At 66.1% G+C, this 15,235-nt stretch carries 6 protein-coding genes; all 6 read right to left on the bottom strand.

Annotation, left to right across the window (positions count from 1 at the left end):
- Positions 1 to 129 precede the first annotated feature (129 nt).
- A complete protein-coding gene (locus FPJ27_RS05505; protein WP_204422254.1) occupies positions 130 to 3,192 on the bottom strand; it encodes a hybrid sensor histidine kinase/response regulator in 3,063 nt (1,020 codons plus the stop codon).
- 181 nt (positions 3,193 to 3,373) lie between these two features.
- Complete coding sequence (locus FPJ27_RS05500; protein ID WP_072438188.1) at positions 3,374 to 4,045, bottom strand: response regulator; 672 nt, start codon at positions 4,043 to 4,045, stop codon at positions 3,374 to 3,376.
- A 323-nt stretch (positions 4,046 to 4,368) separates the two neighbouring features.
- On the bottom strand, positions 4,369 to 4,566 hold the full coding sequence (locus FPJ27_RS36305) for a hypothetical protein (protein ID WP_059709215.1): 198 nt from the start codon (positions 4,564 to 4,566) through the stop codon (positions 4,369 to 4,371).
- Positions 4,567 to 4,670: 104 nt separating this feature from the next.
- Entirely contained in the window at positions 4,671 to 7,775 is a 3,105-nt protein-coding gene (locus FPJ27_RS05495) for an ATP-binding protein (protein WP_204422253.1), read from the bottom strand.
- A 589-nt stretch (positions 7,776 to 8,364) separates the two neighbouring features.
- Positions 8,365 to 11,871 (bottom strand): GLUG motif-containing protein, encoded by a 3,507-nt coding sequence (locus FPJ27_RS05490; protein WP_204422252.1) that lies wholly within the window; start codon positions 11,869 to 11,871, stop codon positions 8,365 to 8,367.
- Positions 11,872 to 12,101: 230 nt separating this feature from the next.
- A complete protein-coding gene (locus FPJ27_RS05485; RefSeq protein WP_204422251.1) occupies positions 12,102 to 15,182 on the bottom strand; it encodes a GLUG motif-containing protein in 3,081 nt (1,026 codons plus the stop codon).
- Positions 15,183 to 15,235: the final 53 nt, after the last annotated feature.

Below are 15,235 nucleotides of genomic sequence, written 5' to 3'. Positions count from 1 at the left end.
AACTGCCATCGCGGCTTCAGTCAATCATTCGCCATTCAAACCATTGCCGAACACGTTTCACCGTGTGATTGCGGAAGATCGTGGCCACATCCTGTCGCACGCCAGCCCTATGGCGTTCTGGAGCCACGATTACATTCCGATCAGCCGGGCAAGCGTACGTTCGATGGCTGCCCGGCAAGCCGGCCACGCCTGCGCAAACGCATCCATACCGCCCTCGGCCACGGTCCGTTCGGCATGTGCGCATGCGTCTCTGGCTTCCGTATCGCCCGCCAGAGCGAAGCCGCCCCGCAGCGAGTGAAGCTCGATTTTGACCGAATCGGCTCTGCCGTTCGATACCGCATCGTCGATCATCGCCAGCGAACGCAGCGTCGACGTGCGCAGCTTGTCCCGGATCTCGTCGGTCATCACCGGGCGCATGCCGTGCGTCGCTTTCGCGTCGCTTAGCATGCCACGCCTGGCGTGCCGCTTCAGCACCGCATCGAGCGCATTGATTGTCAACGGCTTCAGCACGACCTCCACCGCGCCGACCTGTTCGCAGCGCCTGCGGTCATCATCGGTCGCGTGCGCGGTCATCGCGATCACCGGCACCTTCGCACCCTGTTCGCGGAGAAAATTCGCCAGCGCGAAGCCGTCGAGTTCCGGCATGCCGAGATCGGTCAGCACGATATCGTACGGATGCTCGAAATAGGCCCGCATCGCTTCGATGCCGTTCATGACGATCGTCGCGTCGTAGCGCAGCGCGTCGAGTTGGTCGCGCAGCAGCGCCCGGCTCGCGGGATGGTCCTCTGCAACGAGCACGCGAAGTGGTTCGTCATCGTCGTCTTCGGTCTCATCGACTTCATGCCCTACGTCCAACGCCGGCGTCGCATCCGCGTCGAACGCGGGCCGCACATCGCCGCCCGCGCCATGCTCAGGGTCGTAGGCCCGCCAGCCGGACGGCGCAGCGCGCAACGGCAGCGCCGCGACGAACGTCGAGCCTTCGCCGAGCCGGCTCTCGACCGACAGTTCGCCATCCATCAGCGTCACGATCCGCTTGCACAGCGGCAGGCCGAGCCCCGTGCCGCCAAAGCGCCGGTAGATCGACGCATCGGTCTGGATATAGACATCGAACAGGGTCGGCATGCTGTCTTCGGGAATGCCGATGCCCGTATCGCGGACGGCGATTTCGACGCCACGGTCGGCCAGGCCCGCCTGTGCAAGCCGCACGTCGATCATCACGCCGCCGCGCTTCGTAAACTTGATCGCATTGCTGACGAGGTTCGAGAGCAGTTGCCGCAGCCGGGTCGAATCTCCTAAGTAACCATCGGCGAGATCCGGGGCAATTCGGCACGTCAGCGCAAGGTTTTTCGCATCCGCGAGCGGGCGGAAGATCGCGGCCACGTCGTCCACGACACGACGCAGGTCGAACGGAATGCTTTCCAGCGCCATCTGGTTCGACTCGGCCTTCGACAGGTCAAGCACGTCGTTGATCACGCGCAGCAGCGCGTCGGACGACGACATGATCGTCCCCAGCCGGCGCCGTAGCGGCGCCGCCATCTGCGCGCGCTCCATCAACTCCAGGTTGCCGATGATCGCGTTGAGCGGCGTGCGGATCTCGTGGCTCATCGTCGCAAGGAACGTCGACTTCGCCTTGTTCGCGAGTTCTGCGGCTTCGCGCGCCTCGCGCAGCTTCTCCTCCGCCTGCTTGCGGGCCGTGATGTCGAGCAACGTGCACAGCAGCACGTCGATCCCGCGGTATTTGGTGCGCGCGATGTGCGCGTCGAGATAGACGGTGCCGTATCCCTCGCGCTCGACGGCCAGCTCTCGCGTCACGCGCTTGCGTGCGTTGCCGGTGGGCGCGCCGTCCCGGTACGCGCGCCACAGCCGCTTGCCGAGCGGCTCGCCCGACACGTCCCGCTCGTAGGCGATCATCGCGTCGTTGCGCACGATCGCTTCGCCGTCGATGAACGACAGCAGCACGAGCCCGGCCGGCGCCGTGCGGATCAGCGTCCGGTTGAGCGCCTCGCTTTCGATCAGGCGAATCGCTCGCCGGTTCGCCGGACGCAGTGCGCGCCGGTCGAACGTCACGATTGCAACCCACATCAGCACGAGCGCCAGCAGCGCGGAACCGACCGTCATGCCCAGGCGCAGCGCGATGTCGCTCAGCACGCTGCGCCACGTGAAGGTCGCCATCACCACTTCGTCCGCCCCCGGGAGCATGTCGCTGACGAAGAAGTTCATCCCGACCCGATGTGCAACCGCTTTCTCGCCGGGCGCGCGGCGCGCATGACCGAGCGCACGGGCCACCATCGTGCTGTCGGGCTGTCTGCCGATCAGGAGATTTCCGTCGGAGTCAACGAGTGCATATTCCCTGCCGGCGCCCGGCGAACGCAAAATCTCGTCTGTCTGCGGCCGGCTGTTGATGACCAACCAGACGACCGGCCTGCCGCTCGCGCCACGCACCCATTGCACCAGCCGCAGCACGGAGCGCCCGAGCACCGGGTCGAATCGACGGTCCAGCGTAATCGTGTTTCTGCCGGGAACGGCCGGCGTCGCCGCTACGGACGCACCATCGTTCATCGGACTCAATTGCCGGATCAGTGCCCTCACGTCGAAACCGGCCGGCAACGCGAGCGATCGCTTCACCAGCGGATACCCGGTCTCGACGAGGAAATCGCCGTTCGGATCGATCAGATAGCCGGTCAACCCCGGATCGGCCGGTTGCGGCGGCGCCAGGACACCTGTCACTTCGACCCGATCGAGAAAGCGCGCAAGGTACGGCAGGTGCGTGTTCGTCGAATCCGCCGACGGGATGTCGGCGTACGCGGCAACCGCGACTCGTCCGATCCGCCCGACGAACCGCTGCTTGCCGCGCTTGCCTTCGAGCAACCCGGGCAGGCCCGACGCATCTTCAACGACGCTTGCCCAATGTAGCTCCATGTCCTCGACATAACGATTCTGCAGTGCCTTCATGACCTCCAGCTCGGCAACGAGCTCGGCCTTGCGCTCCGTGAACTCGATACGGAAGCGCTCGAGGGATTCCTGCACGTCGAGCAGCACGACGAGCGTCGCGCACACCAGAATGAACGCCGAGACCGCCGCGCCGCTTGCGTACAGCAGGAACTGCTGCTGCCGCCGGACACGACCCGGCTCGAATGGTTTGTGAACCGCCACGGTGGCGTGAGAAACAAGTCTTTTGAGCTTTGCGGGCATGTCGTATCGATCTCGTCGCTCGTGGCCGGGCAAACCGCATCATTCGCCGATACTGGCGCGTCGGCGCCCTTGAAAACAGGGTGGTCATGTCGCGCGCCGTGCGTCCACCCACACGCATTGCTTCACTTCGGCGGCGTCTGTGCTGAAGCGGATCCAGAGCGGCAACTGGCCCTCGCGCGCGTCACGCCGACGACGACGCATCGCCGTCAGGCGCGCCGGAGAGGTTTTGCTCGTCGTTGTAACGGATCAGATCCGCGTCGCGAACGATCCCGAGTTTCTTCATCGCGCTTGACTTCTGCGAACTGATGGTCTGCTTGCTGCGATGGAGCTGCGCGGCAATCTCTCCCACCGTGTAGCCCGCGCCGAACAACCGGACAACCTCGATCTCGCGTGTCGTCAGTGCGCGGGCGGCGGGCTCGGATTCGACGTCCTGCAGGAGCTGCTTGATGTACGGCGACATGTAGTTCGCGCCGACGTAGGCGGCATGCACGGCGCCGATCAGGTGCGAGATCGCGTCGGACTTGCTGAGAATGCAACTCACGCCCTGCTTGTGGATCGCGCGCAGCACGCTCGGATTGTCGATCATCGTGATCGTCACGATATGCAGCGCGGGATAGCGGCGCTGCAGGAACGACAGCAGCACGAGCCCGTCGCCGTACTTGCCGCCCGGCATCACATAGTCGAGCACGAGCACGTCGCTCTGCTGCGCGTCGAGCGCCGCGACCAGATCCGTCGAGTTCGAAACGGTGCCCACGAGCTTGATCGTGCTGTTGCCCTGCAGCGCCTGCGAGATGCCGAGCGCGGACGCCGGATGATCGTCGGCTACCATCACGCGCACAAAGAATTCGTCCATGTTCCTGTTTCCCCGAGGCTTTCAGTCACGCATCCGGTCCCCGTCGCGACGGGGAGCATGCTCGCGCCATCGTGCGATGGCTGGCCGTATTCGGCGCACCGGACAAATAGTGCCTCAATTTTAAGATAAATCCCGGTTTGCCTTTCAATCGACGCATGGCCGCGCGGCGGACGATGCATCTGCGCCCGCGGCGCGCACGATGCGGCGGCACGGCGACACCGCGCAGATTTGCCGAAGCTCGCGACGGTTCGGAGCATTACGGAAGGCCGCGACGTCGTCCTGCCGCGCTCCCTGGTAGCGCGGCCGTGCCGCGACACGGCGCGCTATCGGTGGCTCGAATCGCCGGGCAGATCATGCGAGTTGCCATCCACCCTATTTTTCCACTCGATCAGCGCACGTCGCCGCTGAACCGGTGACATCAGCAAAAACTCGTTCATCATCGTCAGGAATTCCCGGCGAGACTTCTCAGAAAGTGCGGCGAAATCGAGCAACAGTGCGAATATCTTCCCTACATGACGCACGATGTTCCCCTCCAGTATTGATTTGAAATCTGCCGCGCGACGTGCGTCGGCACCCTGCCGCTGTTGTTATCTCGAATACTTGTTGATGCGATCGCTGCTGTTGGTTATTTGTCATGCAATTCCGTTTCATGATTGGTTGAGCCCGATGGGCATGCGGCCACGCATGCCTCCTTCGCCGCAGCCGCGGCACGTCGCTGCCACGCATGCGCAAGCGCGCCGCGCAGGTTCCCGAGCGTCACGGGTTTCGTCAATACGCGCCGAACGCCGGCTGCCGTGCAGCGCTGCATGCCTTCGGGTGTCGCATGTGACGTCACGACCAGTACGTCGCACGCGGCATCGACGCCGCGTGCCGCTTCGGCCAACTGGTGCGCGCGCATGTCGGGCAGATCGTCACCGATCAGCAGCACGTCCCAGCCGTCGCTGGCCAGCGATTCGAGCGCCGCGCGCCCCGATCCGACCTCGACTGCCATGCAGCCGAGCGCGTCTAGTTGCTCGCCGAAAATCGAGCCGTTGATGGTTTCGTCGTCTGCGACGAGCACACGCAATGCGCGACTGCCGTGCGCGGCCGCGTCGCGCGACGTTTCAGCCGTCGCCGAGCCGCGAGCATGCAGGTCGTCACGCCACAGGTCATCGCCCGATACGACATCGATCCCGCATTCATCGCCCATCGGGCCGCCAAGCGCCAACGCGGCGCGCAAGCCGCCGAGCGAATAACTCGACACGCGTACCGTGTCGCCCGCGCGATACGGTTCGAGCGGGCCGTCGGGTATCGCGAGTATCAGCGGCGCGCAATCACTCAGGCTGTTCAGATCCGCTTGCGACCACGTGTCGGAATCGCCGAACAGCACGACCGCGCCGTGTCGTGCAATGCCGGCCGGCAGACTCGACGGGCTGTCGTACACGCTGACGTCGAATCCCCATGCCCGTAGATGCGGCAACGCAAAATCGCACCATCCGGGATGCGCGGCGATCAGCGCCAGCACGTGTGGGTGTGCCGCGCGCGGCCGGTCGAGCGCGGCGACGTCCATGCCGAGCGGCAGATGCACCATGAAACGGCTGCCGACGCCCGGCTTGCTCTCCACCGTGATGCGGCCGCCCATCGCCGCGACAAGCCGGTCACACAGCGCAAGCCCGAGCCCGGTGCCGCCGTAACGCCGCGTGATCGACGTGTCGACCTGCGAAAATGCCTTGAACAGCTTGCGTCGATGTTCAGCGCCAATTCCGATGCCGGTGTCCTCGACCTCGACCGACAGTTCCGGCGCGTCGTACCCTTCGGCAACGACCGCGACGCGCACGGTCACGCGACCGACGTCGGTAAACTTGAGCGCGTTGCTCAGCAGGTTGCGGAGCACTTGCGCGAACCGGGTCGGATCGCCGCGCATCTGTTGCGTACTGCTCGCATGGATCTCGCAGAATAGCTGCACCCCCTTCGCCTTCGCGATCGTCGCGAACGCGTTCAGCTCGCGCTCGACCGCCGCGGTCACGTCGAACGCGATCGATTCGACCGACATCGCGCCGGCCTCGATCTTCGAGAAATCGAGAATGTCGCTGACGAGCGCGAGCAGGCTCGTCGCCGACGTGCGCAGCGTATAAACGCGGCCATGCTGGGTCGCGTCGAGTGCCGAGCGCTCGAGCAGTTCGAGGTTGCCGAGAATCACGTTCAGCGGCGTACGGATCTCGTGGCTCATCGCCGCGAGGAACGACGATTTCGCGGCGTTGGCCGAATCGGCCGCGCGCACGGCCTCTTCCAGCTGCTGCACGAGTTGCCGCTTCGCGCTCATGTCGGCGACAGCGGCGATCAGCACGTCCGTGCCCTGATAGCGGGCGCCACACGCGATGAATTCGAGGTGCAGGTCCGCGGCTTGCACGTCTCCCACCACGAGGTCGCCGTGCGGCACGCCGCCCGCTTCGCCGCGCGCCTGCCATGCGTCGGCCACCTGGCTCGACAGCACGTGATAGTCACCGCCGATCCGCTCGACCATGTCCGTCAGCGCGGGGCTCACGAGCATGAAATGCCCGTCGTCGCGCGCGATCAGCCCGAGCCCGATCGGCGCCATCTCGATCACGCTGCGGCACAGCGCTTCGCTGTCGAACACACGCTGCGAGCGCGCGTAGAGCGGCACGAACTCCCGCCGATGAAAGCGCAGCAGCAACCCCCACATGACCATGAGCGCGAGCAGTGTCGCGGCGCCGAGCGTACCGGCCGAATGCGCGACACCGGCCGCGATGTCGGTCCACGACAGCGCATACGCAAGCGTCCAGCCCGTCGATTCGAGCTTGCCGTGAAACAGCAGGAAGCCGTCCCGGAACACGGGCGCGCTCGACGACGACGCGCCGCCCCGCCACGGGTTCAGCTTCAGCAGGCTTTCCGCGCGGCCGGTTTCGCCCGCCGTGGGATCCATCGTGACGAGCCGGCCATCGGCCGTCGTGATGTAGAACATGCCTTCGGGGCGATAGTCGGCGAGCCAGGACAGCAGGTAATCGGGCGGATATTCGGTGACGAGCACCGCGAACGGCTTGCCGTTGTCGCGCGCCTCGGCCGCGAGCCGGATGCGCGGCTGCCCGGACACGGGATCGGTGAACGGCGCCAGCCAGCGCACGTGCGGGCGCGCATCGACGATGCCCGGATAGGGGCGCTCGAAATCGACGCGCAGCGCATCCAGCACGCGTGCGCGGCTTTCCGGCGAAACCAGCGCCGGATCGTCGCGATCCCGATGGGGTATCAGCGCGAACAAGCCCGTGCGCGTGCTGTAGTGATAGCCCTCCAGCGTGCGGCCGCGATTGAGCGAACTGGCCGCGCAGATGCGTGCCAACAGGACCGACAGCGACAGATAGCGCGCGACTTCAGCCCGATCGCTGTTACGCGCGGGCACGCCGACGACGAGCGACGGATGCGGACGGGTCGCGACGCGCTGGTCGTTGAGGAAGAAATCGTCGACGACCGCCGCCGGCACGTCGCTGGCCTCCTGCCAGATCAGTTGCGCATTCGCGACGCCGTTGCGGAACGAGGTTTCGCTTACCTGGATTTCGTTCAGCGTCTGTTCCAGGCCGTTCAGGTAGTTGCGCCGCTGCCCCTCGACATAACCCGAGACGATCGACGCCATCCCGAGACCGCAAGCGATCAGGACAAGGATGGTAACGACGATACCGCCGCCGAACACCGAAATGCTCTGATAGCGACGAAGGGATTGAAGCGGGCTCTGCGACATGGCGCGGCAACGATTGCGAGCGCTGCCGGAACGACGTCGTTCCGGCACTCGCAATCGTCTCGGGAAACACCTGGAATAATGGGATTTCCGATCATGCCAAAGGCCCGCGGGGGTGTCCTCATCGTACGAACCATTTCGTACACGTCAAAACTGACGGCATCATAATTTCGGACTTGAACGAACTTTGACGCGGTAAATTCGAGTCGTTTGTTTCGCGTTGCGTTGACAGAGCGTTCGGCGGGTTAGCCGCTCAGGCAACACATTGGACTGCAGTTTTTTTAGAGATAGCCCCGGCCGCGCGGCTAGCTGATGCGTAACGACGGCGGCCAATACCGACTGCCCGTCGATTTTCCGGCCGTACCCGGCTCGCTGCCAAAAGAAAGGGTTCTTCGCGGATCGACGTGAAGAACCCTTGAAAAACATCGTTGCGGGAAAGACCGAGCCGGCGATGGCGCGCGAGCCGCCATCGCCAGTCGCCAACCCGTCCGGTACCTATGCCGAACGGGCCTCGCATCGAAGCCGCGACAGCGCGATGTGCCCGGGAGGCGAGCGTCACTGCAACGAAACCCGGCTCCCGGAACGGGACCGATCAGTTCCCGATTTCGCCGAAATCGAGGCCCGCGAGCGGCACCGCCGCCGCGCTTCCGCTCACGCTATTGCCTTGCATCCAGCCGAAGTTGACGCCAACCAGCCCGCCGTACCACTGGTCGTAGCCGGCCGTGTAGGCAATACGGCTGCTCGAGCTCGAACGATCGACGTTGCCGAAGTTTGAGCCTGCCACGCCGCCCAGGCGGGAACCGCGCCCGCCGGACACCGTACCTGACGACGACGACGACGCGATCTTGCCGTCGTTTTCGCCGACGAGGCCGCCGACATTACTCCAATCCCCGCCCTTCGCGGAACCGGAGGCGCTGGACGCATCGATCGATGCGCTCATGACGCTCTGCCCGACCAAACCGCCGACGTAGCTATCGGCGCCCGCGACGACGTCGCCCGACGCGCTCGACGACGACACGCTGCCTTCGTTGCGCCCGACCAGGCCGCCGGCGCTGCCCGTACCGGCAATGTTGACGCTCCCGCGCGCACTGGCATTCGCCACCTTGCCCGCGTTCTTGCCGACGAGCCCGCCTGCGATGCCGTTCGCAGCGGTCGATACACTGCCTGCCGCCGAGGAAGCGACCACCTCGCCGCTGTTCTCGCCGACGAGGCCGCCCACGGTGCTCGATACGCCGGCAATAACCGGGCCGCGTGCATCGGACGACTTCACGCTTTCGGTGTTGACGCCGACCAGGCCGCCCGCCACGCTCCGCGCGCCGACCTTGACCGTCCCCGTGGCCGACGAACCGTCAATTGCGCCGTCGTTCAAACCGACCAACCCGCCGGCCTTCACGTTGTCGCGCCCGTCCACGTTGCCGTTCGCGCTCGACGCGATCACCTGGCCGAGGACGCCGTTACGGCCGACGAGGCCGCCCAGTTCGCTGTCGGCGCCTGTCGAGACCTTGCCGTTCGCGGTGGATGCGCGAACCGTGCCCGCGTTATATCCCGCGAGCCCGCCCGCCACCGCGGCGTTACCGGCCTGAACGCTGCCGTTTGCGGTCGACGCCAGGATCGTCGCACGGTTGACGCCGGCGAGCCCGCCGACGATGGCCGACTTGCCGGCAACGACATTGCCACCCGCCGTCGACGCGGCGATCTTGCCGAGATTCTCCCCGACCAGGCCGCCCGCCTTGGCGTTGTCGCCCACGGTCACGCCGCCGGTCGCGTCGGATGCCTCGATCGACGCGGCGTTGTAGCCGACGAGGCCGCCCGCCGTCGCGTCATGGCCAGCCCGCACGCTCGCGGACGACGAGGATGCCTTGATGCTCCCGCCTTCATGGTAGCCGACGAGGCCGCCGGCGCGCGCGCCGCGGGCCAGGGCGCTGACGCTGCCCGCGGCCGTCGACGCCGCGATGGCGCCCCGGTTGATACCGACCAGGCCGCCCGTAACGCCGGACGACCTGCTGCTGACCTGTACGTCGGCGTGGCTGTTGCTGATGGTCGCCTCGCCACGATTCGGCGAAAGGAACGTGCGGTTTTCTCCAGCCAGACCGCCGACATACATCGCCTCCTTGCCGCCTTCGACGCGGCCCGAAACGGATGCGCGATCGATCCGTCCGCTCAGGTTGCTGCCGACGAGACCACCGACGATCGCGTGGCCCTCGCCGCTCACCACGACGTCTTTCGCCTTCACGTTCGTGATGTCGCCTACGTTGTAGCCGGCCAATGCGCCGACGCTGATCGGCGAGACGACTTGCCCGACAAGGCCGCGCGCCGTGATTTTGTCCAGCACGAGGTTGGAGATACGGCCGCCGTTGACCGCAAACAACCCGACGGTCGCGCTACCGGGATTCGAGACCGACAGATTGCCGATGGTATTGCCCAGACCGTCGAACACACCGCCGAACTTCGCACGGTTGCCGCCGAGGCTGCGGAATTGCGCACCCTTGCCGTCGATCGCATTGCCCAGCACGTAACGGCCGTTCATGTTGCCGTCGACACCGCGCAGCCCCGCGAGATCGTGGATCACGCCATACGCTTCGCCATTCGCCGAGAACGACGCATTGCGACCCGACAGCGTCACCACCGCATCGTCGTTCGTCAGCGTATGGCCGCTGCCCGCGTTCAACGCCAGGCTCGCGTTTTCGCCCGTCAGCGTCACCTTGTTGCCGACGCGAATCTGTTGCGCCGCGTTCATCGTCACGCCCGCGTTCGCGCCGCTCGCCGTCAGCGACTGCTTCAGGTCAACGCTGCCCTTTTTCGACGTCAGCGCCAGCGTGTTGTCGCTCGCCCACGTCACCGCGTCGCCCACCGTCAGGTCGCCCGACGTGTTCGTCAGCGCAACGTTCGTCGTGCCCAGGTTGCGCGACAGCGTCTCGCCGTCGATCGCACCGTCGGCGCTACCGACTATCACGCCTGTCCCACCGTTGCCGGTATTGCCGTTGATCCCACCTCCGATAACGAGACCGCGCTTGCCGGCCCGTGCAGCCGCACCAACCCCCGCGTTGGCCGCCTCGATCGTCCACTGGCCCGTTTGGCCCGACGCCGCGCGCGTGTCCACCTGCACGTCGCGCGACACCGCCACCCGCTCGCCGCGCGTCGTTACCGTGCCGCCCGCCGTCGACGCGTCCTGCGCGCTCGCGTCCAGATTCCCGCCGACCTGAACCTCGCCGCCGTCCAGCGTGATCTTCCCGGCGCGGCTGCTCAGGCCCTTCGCCTCGATCGTGCCGCTGTTCCTGACCACCGATCCCAGCAGATCGCCGGCCGCGCGCGCCGTCATCAGCACTTCCCCGCCGTCCGCCTTCAGCAGCCCGCCGTTATGCGCCTGCGCGTCCACCGCCCCGCCTTCGACCTGCAGGTTCAGCAGCCCGTTGCCGTCGAAGTTCACGTTGAACGCATTGCCCGCGCCCAATGCCACGCGACCCATCTGCGCGCGGATCACGCCCGTGTTCGACACCCGCGCACCCAGCAGCGCCACGCTCCCGCCGTCCGCCGCCGTGATCGTTCCGGCGTTCTCCACCGACTGACCCGACGCACCCGCGAACCGGTAGCGGCCCGCCAGGAAATCCGCGTCCGACAGGTTCTGCGTCGACGCCACCAGACCGCCCACGTTCACCTGCGCGCCCGCGCCGAACATCACCCCGTTCGGGTTCACCAGGAACACGCGCCCGTTCGCGTCCAGCTGACCGTGAATCTGGCTGCCGTTCGCGCCGATCACCCGGTTCAGCGCGATCGACTGGTTCGTCGGCTGCTGGAACGACACCCGCTCGCCGCCGCCCACGCTGAAGTCCTGCCAGTTCGTGATCAGCTTGTCCGTGTGCTGGTTGATCGACATCGTCTTGCCGTCCGCCGACGTCGCGATGTCCGCCTTACCCGACGCAATCTCGCCGCCCGTCGGCAACGCATACGCGCCCGACGCGGCCGCCAGCCCCAGAAGCGACACACCCGCCGCAAGCAGGCGCTTGCCGCCGCTCTTCTTGCCGCGACGGCGCGCCGTTTCCCCGACTGCGCACCAGCCACCCTGTGCTTCGTTCCACACCAGTGAATAGGCCTTGTTCATATTTGTCGTTTCCTCATGATCGGTTTGTATACGAATAATTATTTCGTATACCTATACAACTATTTGTCGAGCGTCGAACGGTGATATTCGTTGCTCGTTCCGCAGACGATGAATCCGTCCGCGCCGTGCCCGCCGGCTCCAATCTGTCCCGGAACCGGCATGCCGTGTGCGGGCGGCACCGTTGGATTCATGGCACCGCCCGAGGCATTCGCTTCCTGCGCTGAAGGGAATTACCGACTGCCGTCGATCCGGCCGAAGTTGATGCCGGCGAACGCCTCACGTGCGGCCGCGCCGGTCGTCTTGCTCGAATCGATGTTCCCCGCGTTGAATGCCACGAATCCGCCTCTCATCGCGGCCGAGAGCGCCCCCTGATAATTGAGCATTGAACTGGTCTGCGACGAACGGATCGCACCATAGTTCACGCCCGCGAACCCGGCGGCATACGAAGCGGCGGTAGTGACCGTCCCCGAAGATTCCGAGTCGGCGATCAGTGCGCCATGGCCATTCCACCCGGCAAACCCGCCGACGAACAGGCCGCCGAGGGCCGTTACGTTGCCCGAAGCCTTCGAGTCCCGGACAGCACCCGTGTTTTCGCCGACCAGTCCCCCGGCGTAGCTGCCGTGCGCCGCAGTGACCGATCCCGTCGCGCCCGACCCCGAAATCGTTCCGCGGTTCAGGCCCACGAGTCCGCCAACCCGACTCTCCGAGCCGGCATGCACGGTTCCGCCCGACGTGGATTGTTCGATTGTCCCGTCGTTCACGGCGACGAGCCCGCCCGCGCGACCGGCGTCGCCGACACTTGCATCGCCTGCCGCCTCGCCCCGACGGATCATGCCGGCATTCCTGCCGACCAGGCCTCCCACGACACCGCCAGCGATGTCGCTCACGCGTCCATTCGCTGCCACGTCTTCGAGCACGCCGCCGTCGATGTTCTCCCCCGCGAAGCCGCCGGTGGCTGCCGCGACCTTCGTGTTCACCGCGCCGTACGCTTGCGAGCGCTCAACCTGACCGCCTCTGTTGAGCCCCACGAAGCCGCCGACCGTGCTGCCATTCGTCGCGCTCACGATGCCGTGTGCAGACGAACCACGAATCGTGCCGTGGTCGCTGAGGCCGACCGCGCCGCCGACGAAGCTCGACTTCCCGGCCGACACATCGACCGTCGAGACCGCGTTGTCGATTACACCGCCCAAGGTGCGGCCGACGAGACCGCCCACGTGCGCGCGATCGCCTACCGAGATCCTGCCGGCACTCGTCGAATCCGACACCGTCCCATACAGATTCGTGCCAACGAGACCACCGATGTCGCGCACGGTATTCGACGATCGCAAGCTCGTGATCGAGGCATCGGCCCGGCTGTTCGTGATCCGTGCATAGACGTTTCTGCCCGCGATGCCGCCGATCGAATCGGCCGTATCGTTGCCGGCGATGGTGCCCTGGAATCGGGCACCGTCGATGACGCCGGCGACGTTGTCGCCGACGAGGCCACCGACGAGGCTGCCGAAATTCCCGGTCGACGAAATCGTCGTGTTCGTCGCGCGAACGTTCGAGATCGTGCCGTCATGATTGCCTCCGGCCAGCGCACCGACCGACGCGGTTGTTCGGTTCGACGGCCCGCTAACGGTGAGCGAATCGAGCGCGAGATTCGCGATACGGCCGCGATTCATCCCGAACAGGCCGACGTACTGACCGTTGCCATTGACCGCCAAGCGGGAAATCGTGTTACCCAACCCGTCGAACACACCGCCGAATGCGCCGCCGCCGCCGAGGCTGCGGAATTGCGCACCCTTGCCGTCGATCGCATTGCCCAGCACGTAACGGCCGTTCATGTTGCCGTCGACACCGCGCAGCCCCGCGAGATCGTGGATCACGTCATACGCTTCGCCATTCGCCGAGAACGACGCATTGCGACCCGACAGCGTGACCACCGCATCGTCGTTCGTCAACGTATGGCCGCTACCCGCGTTCAGCGCCAGGCTCGCGTTTTCGCCCGTCAGCTTCACCTTGTTGCCGACGCGGATCTGTTGCGCCGCGTTCATCGTCACGCCCGCCTTCGCGCCGCTCGCAGTCAGCGACTGGTTCACGTCGACGTTGCCCTTTTTCGACGTCAGCGCCAGTGCGTTTTCGCTTGCCCACGTCACCGCGTCGCTCACCCTGAGGTCGCCCGACGTGTTCGTCAGCGCAACGTTCGTCGTGCCCAGGTTGCGCGACAGCATCTCACCGTCGATCGCGACGTCGGCGTTACCGCCGACCCCGGCGTTGGCCGCCTCGATCGTCCACTGGCCCGTTTGGCCCGACGCCGCGCGCGTATCCACCTGCACGTCGCGCGATACCGCCACCCGCTCGCCGCGCGTCGTTACCGTGCCGCCCGCCGTCGACGCGTCCTGCGCGCTCGCGTCCAGATTCCCGCCAACTTGAACCTCGCCGCCGTCCAGCGTGATCTTCCCGGCGCGGCTGCTCAGGCCCTTCGCCTCGATCGTGCCGCTGTTCCTGACCACCGATCCCAGCAGATCGCCGGCCGCGCGCGCCGTCATCAGCACTTCCCCGCCGTCCGCCTTCAGCAGCCCGCCGTTATGCGCCTGCGCGTCCACCGCCCCGCCTTCGACCTGCAGGTTCAGCAGCCCGTTGCCGTCGAAGTTCACGTTGAACGCGTTGCCCGCGCCCAACGCCACGCGGCCCATCTGCGCGCGGATCACGCCCGTGTTCGACACCCGCGCACCCAGCAGCGCCACGCTGCCGCCGTCCGCCGCCGTGATCGTCCCGGCGTTCTCCACCGACTGGCCCGACGCGCCCGCGAACCGGTAGCGACCGGCCAGGAAATCCGCGTCCGACAGGTTTTGCGTCGACGCCACCAGGCCGCCCACGTTCACCTGCGCGCCCGCGCCGAACATCACGCCGTTCGGGTTCACCAGGAACACGCGCCCGTTCGCGTCCAACTGGCCGTGAATCTGGCTGCCGTTCGCCCCGATCACCCGGTTCAGCGCGATCGACTGGTTCGTCGGCTGCTGGAACGACACCCGCTCGCCGCCGCCCACGCTGAAGTCCTGCCAGTTCGTGATCAGCTTGTCCGTGTGCTGGTTGATCGACATCGTCTTGCCGTCCGCCGACGTCGCGATGTCCGCCTTACCCGACGCAATCTCGCCGCCCGTCGGCAACGCATACGCGCCCGACGCGGCCGCCAGCCCCAACAGCGACACACCCGCCGCAAGCAAGCGCTTGCCGCCGCTCTTCTTGCCGCGACGGCGCGCCGTTTCCCCGACTGCGCACCAGCCACCCTGCGCTTCATTCCACACCAGTGAATAGGCCTTGTTCATTTTGGTATCCTCTTCAATCTGCTTTATAGAACCCACCCTGTCGGACGGGCCGA

It is taken from the genome of Burkholderia sp. MS455 (assembly GCF_016899445.1).
Taxonomy (GTDB): domain Bacteria; phylum Pseudomonadota; class Gammaproteobacteria; order Burkholderiales; family Burkholderiaceae; genus Burkholderia; species Burkholderia pyrrocinia_C.
The sequence above is the reverse complement of the archived record's forward strand: the minus strand, read 5'-3'. Positions and strand labels throughout refer to the sequence as shown.